Here is a 19,858-nt window from a genome sequence, read left to right on the forward strand (position 1 = left end):
TGCGTAGTCTGTTACGACTGCGCAGCAATGAGCTCAGCTTCCGGTTGATTGATTGTGCTCGAGCAGCACAGCATGATAGCAACAAGTGAAATTGCGCCTAATATTATCCAGCTGATAGTCAGGCTGACGTAGCCCAACAGTAAAGCGGTTAACGCAGAGCCGAGCAAGCCACCAAAGCGAGTGGTCAGTGACATTATTGACTCCACACTGGCTCGCACGTTATCGCTACTCAGTTGATGTTGTAGTTGCAGTTGTGCCGGTTGCGCTAGTCCCATACAAAGATAAAAGCACAGCAGGGCTACAATCAGTAATGGTAGTGACGTAACCCAAGCAAGTAACAGCACAAAGGCTAACTTGGCGAAATGAGCGAACGCCATGACATATCCTAAGCGTTGACCAAATAGAGAACAGATCGGAGCGCTGATCGCAGCAGCGACGCCATTTAATAAAAATCCAGCTGCCATCATTGCTGGGAATATCCACGCTATAGAGTCAACTGGTGCACTACTATAGCGCTCTGCTAGGGCTGGCCAAAACTTCTCTATGCTGCTGGCAACAGGAATTGCAAAAACAATCACCAACAGCAGCCTTTGCATACCACTTTGCTTACAAGTTGCCAGCATGGCTTTAGCTTGGCTAATCAGGCCTTTCTCAACCACCTCTTGCTGAGGTCTCGTTGACTCTTTCACCACAACAAAAGTACATGCAAATACCACACACAATACCGCTATCGAAATCAAGATTAAGGCTTGATACAAGTGGTTGAGCTGTTGTGTTGGGCTAGTCGCAAACGCCAAAAAGAGGGCGGCAAATAAAGCGGCACTGGCGCCGATAAGATAGCCAATACCATACACTTTACCGAACCCCTTATTCAGTGGCTCATCTCCTTCAAGCTTTTGATAAGTTTCAACAAACCATGCGTTGAGCGTGCCAGTTAACGATGCCTGACTTAATCCCCAACATGCCATGGCTAAGCAGACGTGCCAAAAGTCTTCACTCAACAATAAAAGTAAGTTGCATACAGCGGCAAACACTAAAGAAGCTAAAAATACTTTGCGGCGACCAATGGCATCTGCCGCAATACCGCTTGGTACTTCAAACACCACGATAGTGATAGCCATGACCACCATAGCTAAAGCCACATCTTGCAATGCTAGGCCTAAGTTCAGCATGTAAGGTGTAAAAATAGGGAGCACCAGCATACTGGCAAACATAGTTAACCCAAGGTGGATGCCGTATCGTGTAGCAAATTGTGAACGAGTCATGCGCGTTGCTCCACAGTGGTTGCGGCGCTATTCGTTTGCTGCATTAACGCATTAATATGTGACGCGATGATGGATAAGTCTTTAGCGTCGGTCATGATTTCATCGTGTGCACTTTCAAGCGTAATATAGTCTGCATTGGCAAGTAAATTTTCAAAACCATTTCTGTCACTTGCAAACGTACGCTTATACAGCGCAGGTATGTCTTCCACTTGATGGATCAACCTCAGTGCCGGAAGTGGAATGGCCTCATCACTGACATGATCGGCGATAAAGAAGCTCACAGGGAAGGTAAACGCCGTCGCGGTTTGAAAGTATTGAGTAAAGTCTAAAAATGCTCGGGCGATAGGTTTAGCGTCATCGTCTTGCGAACGGATATACTCTTCTTCGGCGGCCTGACGCGCTGCTAAAGTAAGTCTTGGTAAGACGGGGTCAATCAAAAAGCAGTGGACAATTTCTCTACCCATTTCGGCCAAGTAGCGTGCCACTTCCAGTGACAATGCCGCACCTTCACAAAAGCCACCTAGGTAAAGTGGGCCAGTTGGCGATACCTCTGTAATACGCTGAGCATAATAGCGTACCATAGTATGCAAGCTGATATGTTTGCCTGTGAACAGTTTGATATTTTCTAATGCGTGAATGCGCAGGTCGGGCGCAAGTTTTTCACACAGAGGTGCAAAGCTATCAGCGGTTGCTGCTGCGGGCATGAGGTGAAGCAGAAACTCACTCTGTGGTGCATTGAAAAAACGTGAAGGAGCGAAATGCTCATGGGCAAGCGCAGCGTCAATTGCTTGATCTTCACTCATGGTGGCAAAATCAAGTCGGGTCTGATTATCAATAAATCTTGCCAGTTGCTGCACTGATAGGTGTTCAAGGATAAGTTGTGGAGTTAGCTGCCAATTACGCTTGCTTGCAGCACCACAAAAGCTTAATAAACTAATGGAGTCGGCACCTTGCTCAGTCACTGCCGTCGCACAACAAAGTGGACTCTGGCCTAAAACATCCAGCCAAATGGCTTGCACTTCCTTCTCTGTGTTGGTTTGTGGCACAACGAGTTGATGCTGCTTTAGCTCCGGTTCTGGCAGCTTAGTTTTGTCGAGTTTGCCGTTGAGCGTTAACGGTAACGCCGAAAGTACAGTGAAGCTATGTGGCATCATATAACTAGGAAGTAACTTGGTAAGCTGAGTTTTACAGTGGCTGAGTACCGCAGCTTGATTGGCCGCGGGTTTGATGACCAAATAAGCATGTAGCAAGGTTTGAGTCTGCTGCTTTTTAGCAATAACCGCACAGCTATCTACATCCGCCAGCTGATTAAGGTGATGCTCAATCTCTGGCAACTCAATTCTAAAGCCTCGCACTTTGACTTGTTGATCGCCACGGTTGATATAACACAGTTGCTGTTGTGCATTCCAATACACTAAGTCGCCCGTGCGATAGTACTTTTGCATAGAGCCAAACAGATTTAGGGATACAAACTTTTCGCTGTTGAGTGTTGGGTTGTTGAGGTAACGTGCAGCCACGCCATGCCCACAGACCACTAACTCGCCAGGGCAACCAAGTGGCAGTAATTCATTATTGCGACCGACTACAGCGACCGCTCGCCCGGGGATTGGCTTGCCGATTGCTATCTCAGACTGCTGTTTAGACATCGTTTGCACTGTGGTAAATGTGGTGCACTCAGTCGGACCATAAACATTGATAAAGTGTTTTGGACAAGATGTGGACGCCAGCAATTTATTTACCATCGACTCTGTTAATGCTTCACCACCTACGAGTAAATGAGTCAGAGAAGCGAAAATATGCTCGTCTTGCAGCAACAAAGTGTCGAACAGTGAGCGGGTTAGAAACATCGAAGTGATATTCAACGTCTGCAATGTTGCACTGAGCTGCGCTGCAGAATTAAGGCTGTCCTGATAGCCTAAGTGCACCTCGGCACCGTTGAGTAATGCGCTCCATATCTCAAATAGAGTGGCATCAAAAGCTGGGTTTGCGAGTTGAATAAAGCTATCTTGGGGCTGATGCTGGTAACTATGATTATCGAGTGCCAAAGAGCTAATAGCGGCGTGAGAGAGCAATGTGCCTTTAGGGTTTCCTGTCGTACCTGAGGTATAAATAATCGTCGCGACTTCGCTAGGTGCGATGCACATAGGCTCAAAATCCGCCGTGATATCAGTATCTGCCAGACTCGTATCACAGAAAACTTCAGCGATATTGTTGTGGTTGAGTGTTGCCAATGTTTGGCTATGTTCACGCAAGGTGACAATTACATCGGCATGACTATCACTCAGTTGATATTGATGACGCGCTACTGGGTCTTTGAGCGATAGCGTTGTGTATGCCGCGCCGATTTTTAGTACCGCCAACATGGCAATCACAAACTCAATGTCATTTTGCATGTAGAGTGCGACGACTTTGGGTTCAGGACAGGCTGTCAAGATAGCATTGGCAAGTTGCTTGGCTTGGTTATCAAGCACTTGGTAGCTCATGGTTTGATGGCGATTACTGATAGCGGCTTTATCTGGATAGCGCGCTACTATTTCAGCAAACTGGTCGGTGATACTTGCCACGCTCGGATAGGCGTGTTGCATTCCACTTAATTGATATTGTTTTTGCTGCGCCGTGTTACTCAATAAAGGTAGGCTATAGAGAGGCTGTTGGGCGTTTTCAGCTGTTAGATATGCCTGTAAAACCGTTTGATATAACTCGAGGATCTGCTGCGCGTATGAGCTGGAAAAAAGTGCACTGGCATAAGTTAACCCTAACTCTGTGGTCTTCCCTGCACTCAAGTGTAATGTTAAATCAAACTTCGCTTGGCACTGCTGGCTAAGATCAAGGTCAACGCTTTGCCATAAGGTATGATGTTGCTCAGGAGCAAACTGACTACTGCTAAACAACGTTTGAAATATCGGGTGCATACTAGTGTCGAGCGGCACGTCTAAGCTATTCTTAATGGCCTCAAACGGTAAGGCCTGATGTTGCTTGGCTTGATTAACGACTTGATTAACTTGAGTGAACCAGCGCTCAAGTAACATCGTCATATCGATATCCGCTTTAATCGGCAATGAGTTAACAAAATATCCAAGTATGTTTTGCTGCAGTGCTGTTGGACGGTTCTCACTCGGAATACCAACAACAAATTGACGTTGATGACTGAGTAGCGCAAGGGTGTGATACCAAGCCGCAAGCCCAAGTGTATTAATACTAATGCGGTGCGTTTTCGCTGTTTGTTGTAACTTTAGCGTCGTACTTTCATCTAGTACAATGCTCTGTATCGCGCCGCGATGATCAAAGGTGGCTGGGCGTGATTGAGTTTGCGCAAGTTTTAATGGTTCGTAATCAGCCAATTGAGTTTGCCAATAACGTTGACTTGTTGCTTGTCGTTCACGTTGGCCGGGTGTTGCCATGTAATAAGCATAATCACTAAATTGTAGACTCAGAGGTCGATTCTCTCCCTCATAGAGTGACGTTAATTCTTGTAAAAACAGCCCCAAAGACCATCCGTCAAAGGCGATATGATGCCAGACAAAAAACACATGTTGCTGCTCCTTTGAGGTGATGACATAGGCACGAAATGGTCGAGAATGCTGTAAGCTAAACGGCTCGTTAAAGAAATGCTCGCACTGCTCATGCAAGTTTAGATTACCAAGCTCATGATGCGTCACGACAAACGCCTCATTGGCAGGCTGCTGTATCGTCTTTCCTTGGTGATCATAGGCCACAACCATATCTAGCGCACTGTGACGGATCACCAGTTGTTCTATTGCTGCTGTGAGTTTTTCAATATCGCAGTGCTTGGCGATTTTGAGTAGGCATGGAATATGATAAGTACTTGCCGCGTTGCTCACTTCTTGCGTAAACAGTAGTTGTTGTTGCCCAAGGGTAAGCGGAGCGCATCGCGTTTCCAACGGCAAGATAGACAGTTCATCAAAACGAGCTTTGCTATCTATGCCTTGCCTTGTGAGGTAGCGTAACAACTGTGGCTTATTCTGTTTTAACTGCTCAACAATTGCTTGGCCTTGTAAATTCACGTTGCTAGCAATTTTTAATTTATCCTCTTGCTGCCAAACGCTTATCCCACTTTGTTTTAGTTCATAAATAAATGATTCGATCATGCGTTATAACTCCATTTCAAATTCGCAGTCTTCGCTACTGGCGAGCGCGTTTAGCTGTTGTTCTACTTGCGTGGCAAATGCGTCAAGTTGTGGGTAAGTCAGTAAGGTTGCAACGGCAATTTCGTTGCCGAGCGCTTGACTACACAGGGCGGTAACTTGTGCTGCCTGTATGGATGAGCCACCCAAAGCAAAAAAGTCGTGTTGTAGGCCAATCTCTGAGACTTTAAGTACTTGCTGCCAAGCATTGGCAAGTTGTTGTTGTAGTTCCGTCTCTGGCGCGATATAGGTAATACTATCTTGCAGCATTGGAATGATGAGCTGTGTGGTATCAAGTTTGCCATTTACTGTCATTGGAAGTGCGTCAATCTGTGATATCGCAGCAAGCTGCATATAGCCTGGGAGTTGTTGATTCAACCATTGGCGAAGGTCGTTTACATCACACTTAGTGTTGGCGTTAAGTACGACATAACCCAACAGCACTTTGCCTGTTTCACTTAAATGTAAGTGTGCAACGGCATGCTCAACATCTGGATGCGCTTTGAGTTTATACTCGATTTCGCCTGGCTCGACGCGGTGACCATGTAAATCCCACTGTTTGTCAGCTCTGGCAACAAACTCGAATTCACCTTGCTGATTTTTACGCACTAAGTCTCCGCTGCGGTAGAGCTTTTCGTCAGAAAAGTGGTTGTTGTCACCGCGAAGGCGATAGTCAATATAGTGTTTTGCCGTTTGCTTTGGTGACTGCCAATAGCCCAAACCGACGCAATCACCGGCGATGTATAGCTCACCCAACGCACCGTTCGGTAAAATCCGCATAAAAGAGTCCAACACATAGCAGCGAGTGTTACGAATAGGCTTACCAATAGTGATTGCTGTATTGGGGTGCACTTCACTAAGTGTTGCGGTAACACTTGTTTCACTTAACCCATATTCATTGAAATGATGCTCTGCCAACTTGTGGCTGACTGGGTCTAAACGAGAACCACCGGAATACAATACGGTTAAGTTAATATCCGCTATCCACTTTGGAAACTGATTGATAAATACCGTAGGAATAAACGCGACGTTGACCTGCTTAGCTTTGAGATAGCGACACAGCTGTTGTGGATCTTTGCGTATTGGCTCTGGAATGATTTCCAGTTTGGCGCCGGCAGCTAGGGCTGGGAATATCTCGCAAATACAGGCATCAAAAACATATTCAGCATATTGACTAGTGACTACCTGAGTATTTCCCTCTAATTTATGGGTGTTGCGCTTCTCGGTGCAGAGGTTAGCAAGACCCTGGTAAGACAGCATCGCCCCTTTTGGCTCTCCCGTCGTCCCCGAAGTAAAAATGAGGTAAGCCAGTTTGTCTGTTGCATGATTGTTGGCTGAGAACGGCCGTAGTTGAGCACTTTGCTGTAATGTCTGTACATCAAGGGTCAGTGTTGGCAATGCATTCCAGCTGAGTGGTGTGCGACTAAGGAGCAGTTTTGCCTGCGCTTTTGCCATAATCTCTTGGCGACGAGCAACGGGATGATTGGCTGAGAGTGATACAAAGGGCATGCCCGCTTTTAGCGCCGCTAGCATTGCAATGGGGGCTTCTATACCTTTATCAAAATAAAGTGCAACTGGCGAGCCTTCGTCATTGGTTGCAATCAATTGTGTTGCTAAGTGATCAGAAAACAAGTCTAGCTCGCGGTAACTCACGGTTTGCTCGGCGAAGCTTAATGCTGTGCGTTCTGGATACGCTGCTACTGTCTTCGCAAATTGCACTAAAAAAGCGTCATTTGGTTGTGATAATCGAGTTTCTGAGATGACTTGCTGTAGATACTCAGTGCTAACTAAAGGGCATTGTAGTAAAGGCTTCTCGTTGTACTGACAGAGATTTTCAAGATAACGGCAGAAAAAGTGCACAAATTGTTGGCAGCGGGAAGACTGATAACGACTGCGAGCAACAATAAGCTGACCAATCAGTTGGTCTGGCATATCTTTAATCACCAAATTCCAGTCAAACTTGGCCGGGTGATATTGGTTTTGCTGGGCGGTGTCGCTGGCGACTTCAAAATGTTGATATTGCGCTGTTGGTAGTGAGAACTGATCAAAGGTAAAAAACACTTGGAACAGTGGCGATACACCCACTTCTCGGATCAACCCAAGTTGCGCGGCAATTGACTCTAGTGGCAATTGTTGGTGAGATTTTGCCGCAAGTAACAGCGTTTGGCTTTGTCTTAGATAGTCAGAAAAACTCTTATTTAAGTCGACATGCAGCGGCATCGGTAAGGTATTAACAAAGTAACCTAGCGTATCTTTAAATGCCGAATCGCGGTTATCGGTGGGGGAGCCAACGACGATACTTTCACGACTATCCCATGCACACAATGCGAGCTGAAAAGCACACAGTAGTAAGTTGTACATAGATACCTGATGTGATTTTGCCAGCGCCCTTAACTCAGCTGTTAGTGTTGCTGAGAGGGTAAAGGGGAATGCTTCACCTTGATGATCAAACAAAGCCTGTCTTGGCTCATCGGTTGGCCATGGGGTGACATCAATATCAATCAAGTGTTGCTGCCAAAATGCTGCGGCATCGTCGTATTGTTGTGTTGATTGCCAATATGCATAGTCGCGAAATTGCAGTGAGGTTGGGGCAAGTGAGTGTCCCGATAGCAGCGTGTTCAGCTCATCCAACAATACTTGTGTAGACCAGCCGTCGAAGGCTATGTGATGAAATACCAGTAACACGCCAAATTCATCACCTTGGTGATACAGTCCGAGCCGCAGCGGCGCATCATTTTCAAGGTCAAATGTCTGAGCGATAAATTCACTATGCGGCGTGTTTATTAGAGTTTCGCATGTTGGCATGCCTTGCTCATCTTTATATGCCCAGCGACCTTGTTGCTGTTGAGTATAGCGGGTGCGCAAAATAGCATGACGCTCAACCAGCTGATAGATTGCGTGTTGTAACGTTTGCTGTTGTAGCCCACTTTGGCATTTTAGCTGTAGGGGGATATGAAAAGCGCCAGATTGTGTTGCTAATTGCTCGCTGGTGAGCATCGCTTGCTGCTGCGCGGGCACGATGATTTCATCAAGTGATTGTGATGTTGATGCGACCGGTAAAGGCTCACTGGCGTTGCTAGCTTGCTGTGATATCAGTTGCGCTATCGTTTTGCTTTGCAAAAATTGACTCAAACTGATGTCAACGTTACAGCTAGAGTGCATTTTAGCGACCAATGTCATTGCACTTAAAGAGTGGCCGCCCAAGGCAAAAAAGTCATCATCAATGCCTACTAGCTCAACCTCAAGTTGCGTCTGCCATAGATCACAAAGCTGCTGCTCTAATGGCGTGCGTGGTGCTCGATATGGTGTCTGTGATACCAGTGCGACGCTTGGTAAGCTGCGGCTGTCTACTTTACCAGAGGCGAGCACAGGCAATTGTTCGAGCCAACACGTGGCACTTGGCAGCATATAATCTGGCAATTGTGGTTGTAGCCACTTCACAATCTCGGTGTGAGAGAGGGTTTGGTCGCCAGTAAAATAAGCAATGAGATGGTTGTTTTGCTGTACTTTGATGCAAGCTTGGTTGATTTGCGGGTGCAGGTTAAGTAAGTGTTCTATTTCTTGTAGCTCGATGCGATAGCCACGAATTTTTACCTGCTCATCGGCACGTCCTAAAAATTGGATCTCGCCGTTTGCCAGATACCGCGCCTGATCGCCCGTGCGATACATACGTGTTCCGTGCCAGTTAATAAAGCGCGACGCCGTCTGCTCTGCAAGGTTAACATAGCCTCGTGCGACACTTGCGCCACCAATCAGGATCTCTCCTTGACAAAAGGGTGGCAGCGCCTTGAGGTTGGCATCAACGATTTGAATATCAACATGAGCCAGCGGTGCGCCAATATTATTGAAATAGCGTGAATGTAGCGGCTGATGGTTTGCTGTTGCCGTTACCGTGGTTTCGGTTGGGCCATATTCAATATGAAGAAGAGGCGTCCATGCCTCCATGAGATTGCGGTCACAAGGCTCGCCACCCGTGATAACACGCCGTAGGGCATGGTGGTCAGGCGGCGTACCGATGGCACTTAAAAATGCCGGAACTGAGACTAAGTGACTGATCTTTTGGCTAACGAGCGCGTCACGTATCACGGCTGGCGACTTTGCACTTGCCTCATTCATGATCACCCAGCAAGCACCATTGAGCAGTGTTAAAAAGAGTGGCTCTACGGACGCGTCGAAAAAGTACGGAGCCAGACTCAGTGTTTTTTCACTTGAGTTAAAATTGTAAGCCGCAGTTGCGCTTTGAACCAAAGCCTGAACTTGCCGCTGTTCTACCATAACGCCTTTTGGTTTGCCGGTACTTCCAGAAGTATAAATAATATATGCAAGTGATGAATGACACGGTGAGTGTGCTTGATCTGAATTGAAAACAGGAGCTGGTTGTTGTGCTAACTCGTCAATGTTTTGCACCTCTGTGATTGCGCTAAAACACATAGCCGTATTCAAGGTTGCTTGATGACAAAGTAGCAGGTTAGCACCACTGTCTTGCAACATAAACTCACTACGTGCTTGGCCTTGCTCTGGATTGAGCGGTAGATATCCAGCACCCGCTCCAAGCGTTGCTAATATGGCGACTATCATCTCTGGACTGCGCTCAAACATCAGCGCGACAACTGGATTTTGCTCGTGGGTTAACTGTGCTTGGAGTTGCAAAACCAGGTGCTGAACACGCGCAGCGAGTGTTTGGTAAGTAATGACCTCATCGTTGATTTGTAATGCTGGTGCATCTGGAGTTGCTGAGGCGCAGGCCAAAAATTGTTGATATAGTGATAGGGTTGAAGTTTGCTTAACGGTGGTCGCTGGTGGCTTTGTACTTGGGTGAGACGTTGATAATTGCTCAAGGGCGACGTCGCTGTGTTCTACCTGCTGTACCAATAATTGCTGATAGGTGTGGGCAAATTGCTGTGCAAACGCATCATCAAACTTATTGGGATCAAGACTTATCTGTCCTTGCAAATTTGTATTGCTATCATCAAATGCCAGACGGAAATCATATTTAATCGGGTTATATAAAGACTCGTTAGTAAAAGCATCAACCGCTGAAAATGGTAACGCAAACTCGTCCATAAGCTCGCTGGCAAATCTCTGTACACTAAACATCAGGCTTGGCTGAGGTGAGTGTTTTCCCTCACTCAAACAGGCAACTTGTTGATCATAAGGATAACTTTGGTATTGTTTTGCGGCGCGCACGGTCTCATGAACTTGCTGCACGAGGCTGGCAAAACTTTGGCGATAATCTAGCTTCACTCTAAGCACTAAGGTGTTGACAAAAAAGCCAATCATTTCTTGCGTTTGCGGGTGATCTCGATTATCCGATGGCGCACCAATCACGATGTCTGTTTCACCGCTATGAAGTGCCAAAATATAACAGTAATGGGCAAGCAACACGCTGTACACTGTGGTATTTAATGATTTTGCTAGGGCACGCAATGCCTGACTTTGCTGTGGTGAAAGTGCAAAATAGTGCGTGAGCGATTCGGTTTCGTGTGTTTGTGTAGCGAACAGTGGTGCAATTTGTGTGGCATGAGCGCCTGCAAGTTGCGTTTGCCAATAACTGTGTGCAGCGCTTTGTTCTTGCCTTTGTTGCCACTTGGCAAAGTCAAAATAGCTTAATGGCTTAATGCTTTCTCCTCGTAGCAAGCTAACCAGATCGCGCAACATGACTCGCATTGACCAAGCATCAAAGACGATATGATGCCAAAGGAAAAGCATAAAACGCCTTTGCTCAAGCTCAATAATACAGACTCTAAAGGGAGCTTGGGTATGGAGATCAAACGGCGTGTGAATGTGCTCTCTTACCAGTGTTTGTACATGAGCCAAAGTGGTTGCTCGGTGATACTCGACCGCAAGAGGTTGTAAGGTTGCTCGGCAGTTAAAATGCTCAGCATCGGTTTCAATCACACTCGTTAGGATAGGGTGATGGACAAGCAGCTGTGCTAGTGCCGAGATTATATCTTGTTGCTGCGCTGGATCATTCAGCTCAACCAGCATTGGAATATGATAAGCACAGGACTTTGGTGCACGTTTGTCTACATACAGCAACCTTGCCTGGGCATTGGAAAGCGGCACTGGTTTTAATAATGGCCAACTTAAAAAGGCTGCTTCGGAGCAGATCTGGTGGGCGCTTAGTAGCGCCAATAGTCCAGCTTTATGTGCTTTGAGTGCCGTTAGCAAAGTTGGCGCTACGTTACCCTCATATCCCAGTGCCAAGGTATTTTGCTCAGACACCCACACGCGCAACTGCTGCGCGTGAAGGTCGTTCAGTAAAGATGTTAACTCCATGACTATAGCTCCATCACCTGCGAAGAGGTGGTGGCAGGTGCGTCTTGAGATTGGGTGATATCACCCAGCTCTATGGTGTCTAGGTATTGCGCCAGAGCAGCAACCGATGGGTTGGCAATGATCGCTGATAACGGGATCGCAATCTGGTGCCATTTATGGGCATTGCGCACGAGCTGCACTGCTAAGATGGAGTTACCACCTAGACGATAGAAATTATCATGGATACCGACTTGTTCCAGTTCTAATGTGGTTTGCCAAATTTGGCACAGCGTCTGTTCAAGCGCAGTGCGCGGCGCGGCGTATTGGTTTGATGATGACATTTGCGGTAGCGGTAGTGCTTTGCTATCTAGCTTTCCGTTTACGGTTAGTGGCATCGCCGTGAGTTGGGTGATGCTATCCGGTACCATATATGCTGGCAGCTGCGTTCGTAGATGGTTAAGTAACTGCTCGGCGTCAAAATAAGCATGGTTTTCCATCACAGCATAGCCACTTAGTGCCGTTTGATTTTGGCGTGTATAGGTGATCACTGCTGCTTCTTTAACACCGCTACAGCTGAGCAATTGGGATTCGACTTCACCAAGCTCGATACGATGACCCCTGATCTTCACTTGGTTATCCAAACGACCTAGGTATTCTAAATGACCGCTTGGTAATAATCTGGCGTTATCACCGGTTTTGTAAACGCGAGTGAGTTTGCCATTGAGCGTTAGCTCGAAAAAGCGAGTGGCGCTCAGCTCTGGTTGGTTCAAATACCCAATCGCCAAACCTGCACCAGAGATAAACAGCTCTCCAGGACAACCCACAGGTACGGGACGTAACTGACTATCCAGCACCCAAGCCTGCATATCATTGAGCGGCACGCCAATGTCAGCAATCTGGGTATTCATGTTAGGGTGTAAAGGTTGATAGGTGACATGTACTGTGGTTTCAGTAATACCGTACATATTGACCAATTGAATACGCTGACCAAAGCGTTGCCACCAAGGACTCAGTTTATCGTAGTTGAGCTGCTCACCACCAAAGATCACAGTGCTAAGGCTATCGAGCGACGCCGCCGCAGAAATGGCAACATCACTAAAATTATAGAATGCACTGGGAGTTTGGTTAAGCACGGTGACAGCAAATTGCTCACACTGCTTTACAAAACCAAAACTGTCTCTTGCTTCTTCGTAACTTGGAATAAACAACCGACCGCCATGACACAGTGCTCCCCATATTTCCCAAACACTAAAGTCAAAAATCGTATCGTGATAAAGCACCCAAGTATCTTCGCTATTAAAGTGGTAAAGCGGTTGACTGGCAGATAGCAAGCGCGCAACATTTTTATGGCTTTGAATAACGCCCTTAGGTTGGCCCGTCGTACCTGAGGTGTAAATTATGTAGGCTGCAGAATCAGGCGACGGTTGGCAAAGTGCAATATCGCAAGGCGCGAATGTATTATCCAAGTTTAACAGTGGCCAATTTGATTGCTCATTTTCGCTCAAGCTTTGCTGACTTATGGTGTTAGTTAATACTAACTTGAGCTGAGCATCGTCAATAATAAAAGCATTGCGGGCAGCTGGCGCTCTTGGCGATAGCGGCACATAAGCGGCGCCAGCTTTCATGATGGCGAGCATTGCAACTACAGTGTCAATGCCGGGCTGCAGGTATAGGCCGATATACTCAAGTGTGCCATACTGCTTAAGAATATGTGCTGCAAGGCTGTCTGATCGAGTACTTAACGCCTGATAGCTTAACTCTGTTTGACTGGTGATAAGTGCAGTTTGCTGGTTGCGCGACTGCGCGTGATGCGTAAATAGTGACAGTAAATCTTGGCTTTGGTGCTGCGCTATTTGAACATCGCGCTCAACATGGCTTTGTAAACTCAACTGCTCAAGTGGTAATTGCCCATCAACGCTGATAAGTTGCGCGAGAATATGACTAAAGTTGTCACTTAAGGCATCGATAAACCAAGGATCGTAGCGATTTAAGTCAAACTCCCATAACATAGTGACCGAATCATCCTGATCTTGCCCCATACGGGTAAGCACCACGATATTAATCTCAAACTTAGCCGCTTGACTGCTGATTGCCTCGAAATACTCAATATCATCTAATCCCGGAAGCGTGAGCTCTGGGAGTGGTGAATCATGGAAGCTAAAACAGATCTGGAATAACGGATTGACGCCTTTGATGCGCTCAGGGTTTACGTCCGCGACGACTTCAGTAAATGGTAGGGTTTGATTGGCCAGCATATCGTTACTGACTTCAAAACAATGCTGTACCAGTTGTTCAACAGACATTTCTGGTGTTTGCTGAACTCGCGCCACTACGGTGCTGACGAGCATACCAATGGTATCATCCACATTGGTGTAGCCTCGGTTTGCAACGCCAGAACCAATACAAATATCCTGATCGCCACTAAAGCGCGAAAGGACAATATTTAATGCCGCAAGGGCAACGGCGAATGGCGTGATCTGATGCGCTTGGCTGTAGGCTTTTAAATTGTTCCATAGCGAACGAGGCAGTTTAACTCGGTGTGCGCGACCACGTTCGGTTGCGGTTTCGCTGAGACGAGAAACAGGCAAGTTAATACGGCTCGGTGCGTCTTGAAGTTGTGCCTTCCAAAATTGACGTTGCAACTCGGCTTGCTCTGTTCCCAACCATTGATGCTGATAGGCTGCGTAATCGGCGTATTGTGTGATCTCAGGCAAAGTACCTTGGCTTGCGCCATTCAAGCGCTGTTTATAACAACTAAATAGGTGATCAAGGAAGATGTTAGAAGACCAACCATCATGTACTAAGTGATGTTCAATATGAATAAGTACATGTTTACATTCGCTAATTTTTACAATTGCCCAGCGTGCCAGCGGTAATTGGTCAATCGCAAAAATATCATTCATATGACCATTAACGAGTTTATCGACCTCAGCTAATGCTTGTGCTTCTTGATACTCACTAAAGTCAAAGTAAGGCACGTCTTGCTGGTAGTGCTTTGCAATATACTGCAGCGGCTCATGTAAGTCGTAGCTAGTACGGAAAATCGCATGGTTATCAACGATATCTTGTAATGCACCTTGTAGTGCAGGTACATTTAAATCGCCACTGAAGGTGATTGTACACTTTGCATGATAGGCTTTATCGCTTGGATCGGCTTTGGCTAAAAACCAAATCGCGCGTTGTTGCAGTGATAGCGGGGCGACTTCCTCAAAATCAGCACCGCGCTTTGGAATCGCAATGGTTTCAAAGTGTTGAGTTTGCATTGCCTGCCATACTTGTCCAGCACTACGATAGCGATAGATTAGATGTGTTGGCACGCTTAAGCCGAGCTGCTGAAATAACTGGTTGCTAAGGTTGATTGCGGAGATGGAGTCTCCACCTTGTTGGAAAAAATCTTGTTGCCAGCCAAGACCTGGCAAACAGAAACCTTGAAACTGCGCTAAAAAAGCTTGTTGTTCTTGGCTAAGCTGATCTTGCGGTTGGTCTTGTTGGCTACTTAATTCGTAATTAGCGAGTGCGCGGCTATCTACCTTCCCGTTTTCGGTCATGGGTAATGCGTCTAAACATTGATAGTGATCAGGCAGCATATAGTCTGGCAGTAGTTTTTCTGCTAACTGGCTGATGTGTTGTCCAAGGTCTGCTGTAGGTTCACTATGAGGAACGATAAATGCTACCAAGAACTTAGCATTACCTCGTTGTACTACTTGGCAGCTTGCAAGTTTTACTGCCTCATGTTGGGCAACAACTTTTTCTATTTCACCTAACTCAATACGAAATCCGCGTAGCTTAATTTGGTTGTCATTACGACCAACAAAATGATAATTATCACCGTCAAAACTTACTAAGTCGCCAGTTTTATAAAGTCTAGCGAAGTGCACAGGATCGACTTCTGCTTGATAATAGGGGTTGGCGATAAATCGAGATTTTGTGAGTTCAGGACGGTTTAAGTATCCTTTTGCTAAACCTGCACCACTAATATAGAGCTCACCGATAGCGCCATTGGCTACTTGTTGCAATTGCTCATCTAGCACATAAAGTCTGGTATTCACAAAAGGTTGACCAATATTAAATTCGGAGTCGGCATTGGTATATTCATTGGCGCAGGTGCACACGGTATATTCGGTAGGACCATAACCGTTAAACACTCGCGTGACTTCTGAAAGTCGAGAAAGCATTTCTAGGTTTGGGGTTTCTCCTGCGACGATTAATTTGCGCATAGAGCGCAAATCTCGGGGATCCATCAAAGCCAGCAATGCAGGAGGGATAGCGCCAAATTGAATCGCATTTTTTGAGATCAATTGGCTTAGCGCTTTGGCATCGCGTCGCTCGGTTTCTGTCGTTACAAATACAGTTTGGCCCAACATGATATGCACGAGCAGCTCAAATACACTGGCATCGAAAATATAAGAGGCAAACATCATAACGCGGTCAAGTTGGTCTAGTTCAAAGCGGCCAATTTGTGACTCGGCTAAATAAAGTAAATTTTGGTAAGGTACTTCTACGCCTTTTGGCGTGCCAGTGGTGCCCGAGGTGTAGATCACATAGGCAATATCACTCATTTTATAATCAGGAGTAACAAAGGCTTGCGTTGCAGGAGATTCGATCAACACTTGAGGTGTATGGCCAAATTGTGGCAGCGCTTGATAATGCCCATGGGTGACGATAAGCGCCGGTTGGCTATCTTCAAGAATAAACTCGCAGCGAGCTTTGGGTGCCTCAGTGGAAATAGGGATATAACCCAGTCCTGATTTGATTGCCGCTAAGATCCCCACGACCATATCAATGCCACGCTCAAGATATAGTGCCACATAAGGTGATTGAGATTGGCTCAGATTAGCTTGTTGCTGAATATTCGCGGCGACTCGTGTTACCTGCTCTTCAAGTGCTTGATAGGTGACTTGCGTACCGTTAAATACCAGTGCAACTTTATTGGCGTATTGGCTGAATGCCTGCGTTAATAAGATCTGCGGCTGAGTGCTGTAATCAATAGGAGACTGGGCGGTCATTGAAGTAATCCTTTAAATATAAAAATGCTCTTGTGTACAATATGTAAAGAATGTGTTTGAAATGTGTATTTTGTGATTTCGAGTTGAATTGCCGTCTTCTCAGCTTTTGCATATGACAAAAAGTCGCTACCATGGGGCATCAAACCAACCAAGGAATCATCATGAAAATCAAACCTCTGGGCACGCCCTTTTCGGCAACTGCTTGCAAAGTATTACTCTGCGGTGGTGGCGAGTTAGGAAAGGAAGTCGTTATCGAATTTAAGCGCTTAGGTGCAGAAGTGATTGTCTTAGATCGCTACGACAATGCGCCAGCGATGCAAGTGGCAGATCGCAGCTATACCTTGTCTATGTTGGATGGTGAAAAACTCAAAGCGATTATTGAACAAGAGCAACCTGATTATATCGTGCCGGAAATCGAAGCCATTGCGACGGATAAGTTGGTGGAATTAGAGGCTGAAGGTTACACGGTGGTGCCAACCGCCAAAGCGACTCAACTGACCATGAACCGAGAAGGGATCCGCCGTCTTGCCGCTGAAACGCTTGGGCTTGCGACTTCACCCTATCAATTCGTTGACACCTTGGCAGACTTTAATGCTGCTGTCGCGCGTATCGGCATGCCGTGTGTGGTTAAGCCTATCATGAGCTCGTCAGGTAAAGGGCAAAGTGTGATTAAAAGTGCCGCGGATATCGAAGCGGCTTGGCACTATGCTCAAGAAGGTGGGCGTGCAGGTCAGGGCAGAGTGATTGTGGAAGGTTTTGTTGATTTTGACTACGAAATTACGCTGCTAACCGTACGCCATATCGATGGTACGAGTTTTTGTGAGCCAATTGGACATGTGCAACAAGACGGTGATTATCAGCAAAGCTGGCAGCCGCAGCAGATGTCAGCACTCGCGCTAGAGCGCAGCAAAGCGATGGCTGAAAAAGTCACGGCAGCACTGGGCGGTCGGGGTCTGTTTGGCGTTGAGCTGTTTATTAAGGGTGATGAAGTTTACTTCAGCGAAGTCTCACCAAGGCCACATGATACCGGTATGGTCACGCTTATCTCGCAAGATTTAAGTGAGTTTGCGCTGCATGCTCGGGCAATTTTAGGTTTGCCTATTCCCAGCATTCATTTCAATGGGCCATCAGCATCTAGCGTGATCCTTGTCGAAGGGGAATCAACACAATTACAGTTCAACAATCTTGCACAAGCGCTTGCAGAGCCACTAACGGATATTCGTTTATTTGGTAAACCAGAGGTGAGTGGCAAGCGCAGAATGGGTGTGGCGTTAGCGCGCTCAGACTCGGCTGAAAGTGCTGTTGAGAAAGCCAAGCAAGTGGTTGCACAAGTAGGAATTACGTTATGAACGCAAATACCCGCGTACTTGACCCATTCGTATTGGGGTTTTGGCGGCTATTAGATTGGCAAATTACGCCGCAAGAAAATTTACGCTTTTTAAAGCAAGCGATTGAGCTTGGAATACGCGATACTGATCATGCTGATATTTACGGTGAGTATCAGTGTGAGGCGGAGTTTGGCAAAGCCTTAGCGCTTGAGCCTAGTATTCGAGAGCACATTCGGATCATCACTAAATGTGGCATTAAGCCCGCATTTCCGAGCTTGGGATTAGCGGGAAAGGCGAACCACTACGATTCGAGTAAGACGCATATCATTGCCCAAGCGCAGCAATCACTAAAGCATTTCGGCACGGATAGGCTAGATGTGCTGTTGATCCATCGCCCGGATTATCTGATGGATGCTGATGAAGTTGCCGATGCGTTTCATACCCTCAAACAAAACGGCGATGTGCTGCATTTTGGGGTCTCGAACTTTACACCCAGCCAGCTTGCCTTATTACAATCGAGACTCGATTTCGCTTTAGTGACTAACCAAATTGAGTTTTCACCTTATGAGATGAAAGCGCTTGACGATGGCACGCTTGATCAGTGCCAACAACTGGGTATGAACCCTATGCTGTGGTCGCCGCTAGCAGGGGGCAGAATATTCTCCAGTGAAGATGAAAAAGCCAAACGCCTGCGTGCGGTGCTACAGCAAGTGGGTGAAGAGATTGGTTGCACTGAAATTGATCAAGTGATCTACGCATGGCTTGCGATGCATCCATCGAAACCTGCTACTGTGCTTGGAACGGGAAATATCACTCGAGTTGCCAGCGCGTTTGCTTCACAGTCACTTAGCATAAACCGCGAGCAGTGGTATCGCATTTGGACGGCGTCTACTGGGCATAGCGTACCATAAAGTGTTATCTGCGTGGATTGAAGCCAATTTACGCACAGTCTTACAGATTTAGCCACAAAAAAAGGGCCTTTCGGCCCTACGTGTTGCAGCAAGTAAAAAATAAGGTGTGCGGCTGTCACAGGGCCGTTCACCTTTGGTCATCACAGATTAAAATCTAATCCATAACTTACGTATGCTTTGATATCGTCGCTACTGTCTAGGTCGGTTTTTACTAATCCAAAGGTAAAGCCTTGCGTAGATAAACTCACCCCGTAATCCATATAAGCGTCGTCTTCTCCTGTCCACTCAAGCACTGTGTCTCCGCTGGAGCGACCAATATGTAGAGTTAATTCACTGTCTTTAAAAATGGGGAAGCTGGCCGACACTTCGGCATATAGCATGTCTTCTTCTGTGCTTGAATCGCTTTGTGCTGTGGCTAGGTGGCTGAGTTTAAACGTAAAGTATTGCCAGCCAAGCGCGGCGTAAATCTCGCCAAAATCAATATCTCCACTGGCATCGGGATAGGCGTAGTGGATATAACCGAAATCAAAACTCATGCCCTTGATTTCGCCAGCGTAACCCGCGTACAGATCCATTTCGTAACTGGCTGAGTCGCCAAAGTCGATGTTAGAGACCCAAGTGCCCGCATAAAACCCAGACTCATTGCTATAATCCAAGCCGCCAGACACCGCTGCGCCGTCATCAGTCTGGGTGATACCACGCCAGTAATAATTTGAGCTTGCCGCAATATTCGCGGTCACTTCCGCCTGAGCAGAGACACAAAAGCACGCAGTCAGGCCGCCGAGTAGCATAAGTAAAGGTTTGTTTTTCATTCTGTTTTCCCCATTGAACGCAGAGTTATTATTCGGTTGTTGTCATTGCATTTTCTGCAAAGAGTGAGTGCAAGGGGGAGGCCAATGTCAGGAAATAGCGGAGAATTTATTCTATGTTATTAAAAATGTTAGA

The 19,858-nt window shown here is 46.6% G+C and carries 7 protein-coding genes; 2 read left to right on the forward strand and 5 right to left on the reverse strand.

Annotated elements, in window-relative coordinates:
* Positions 1-11: 11 nt before the first annotated feature.
* Genes BB427_RS08980 through BB427_RS08995 form a run of 4 tightly spaced genes read right to left on the reverse strand, consistent with a single transcriptional unit; the run spans position 12 to position 16,674 of the window.
* Positions 12-1,265 carry an MFS transporter gene (locus BB427_RS08980; RefSeq protein ID WP_069020426.1) on the reverse strand — a complete coding sequence of 418 codons (1,254 nt, stop codon included), beginning with the start codon at positions 1,263-1,265 and terminating at the stop codon, positions 12-14.
* Complete coding sequence (locus BB427_RS08985) at positions 1,262-5,374, reverse strand: non-ribosomal peptide synthetase (RefSeq protein ID WP_069020427.1); 4,113 nt, start codon at positions 5,372-5,374, stop codon at positions 1,262-1,264. Before BB427_RS08985 ends, BB427_RS08980 begins: the two co-directional genes overlap by 4 nt.
* A gap of 3 nt (positions 5,375-5,377) precedes the next feature.
* Positions 5,378-11,689 (reverse strand): non-ribosomal peptide synthetase, encoded by a 6,312-nt coding sequence (locus BB427_RS08990; RefSeq protein WP_069020429.1) that lies wholly within the window; start codon positions 11,687-11,689, stop codon positions 5,378-5,380.
* A 2-nt stretch (positions 11,690-11,691) separates the two neighbouring features.
* Positions 11,692-16,674 carry a non-ribosomal peptide synthetase gene (locus tag BB427_RS08995; protein WP_069020431.1) on the reverse strand — a complete coding sequence of 1,661 codons (4,983 nt, stop codon included), beginning with the start codon at positions 16,672-16,674 and terminating at the stop codon, positions 11,692-11,694.
* Between the two features lie 161 nt (positions 16,675-16,835).
* On the opposite strand from BB427_RS08995, the gene purT reads away from it, so the two are divergent.
* Together purT and BB427_RS09005 are read left to right on the forward strand one after the other, a co-directional pair.
* Complete coding sequence (purT, locus tag BB427_RS09000) at positions 16,836-18,023, forward strand: formate-dependent phosphoribosylglycinamide formyltransferase (protein WP_069020433.1); 1,188 nt, start codon at positions 16,836-16,838, stop codon at positions 18,021-18,023.
* Positions 18,020-18,913: an aldo/keto reductase gene (locus BB427_RS09005; RefSeq protein ID WP_069020434.1), complete on the forward strand. Its 894-nt coding sequence runs from the start codon at positions 18,020-18,022 to the stop codon at positions 18,911-18,913. Before purT ends, BB427_RS09005 begins: the two co-directional genes overlap by 4 nt.
* A 140-nt stretch (positions 18,914-19,053) precedes the next feature.
* On the opposite strand, the gene BB427_RS09010 is transcribed toward BB427_RS09005, so the two are convergent.
* Complete coding sequence (locus BB427_RS09010; RefSeq protein WP_045987792.1) at positions 19,054-19,725, reverse strand: TorF family putative porin; 672 nt, start codon at positions 19,723-19,725, stop codon at positions 19,054-19,056.
* Positions 19,726-19,858 lie beyond the last annotated feature (133 nt).

The sequence above is a fragment of the Pseudoalteromonas sp. BMB genome, from assembly GCF_001709235.1.
In the GTDB taxonomy this organism is placed as follows: Bacteria; Pseudomonadota; Gammaproteobacteria; order Enterobacterales; family Alteromonadaceae; genus Pseudoalteromonas; species Pseudoalteromonas maricaloris.

Bases quoted from the DNA above. Each gene is read 5' to 3' on its own strand.
- BB427_RS08980 (WP_069020426.1), bottom strand. From the start codon at position 1,265: ATGACTCGTTCACAATTTGCTACACGATACGGCATCCACCTTGGGTTA.
- BB427_RS08985 (WP_069020427.1), bottom strand. From the start codon at position 5,374: ATGATCGAATCATTTATTTATGAACTAAAACAAAGTGGGATAAGCGTT.
- BB427_RS08990 (WP_069020429.1), bottom strand. From the start codon at position 11,689: ATGGAGTTAACATCTTTACTGAACGACCTTCACGCGCAGCAGTTGCGC.
- BB427_RS08995 (WP_069020431.1), bottom strand. From the start codon at position 16,674: ATGACCGCCCAGTCTCCTATTGATTACAGCACTCAGCCGCAGATCTTA.
- purT (WP_069020433.1), top strand. From the start codon at position 16,836: ATGAAAATCAAACCTCTGGGCACGCCCTTTTCGGCAACTGCTTGCAAA.
- BB427_RS09005 (WP_069020434.1), top strand. From the start codon at position 18,020: ATGAACGCAAATACCCGCGTACTTGACCCATTCGTATTGGGGTTTTGG.
- BB427_RS09010 (WP_045987792.1), bottom strand. From the start codon at position 19,725: ATGAAAAACAAACCTTTACTTATGCTACTCGGCGGCCTGACTGCGTGC.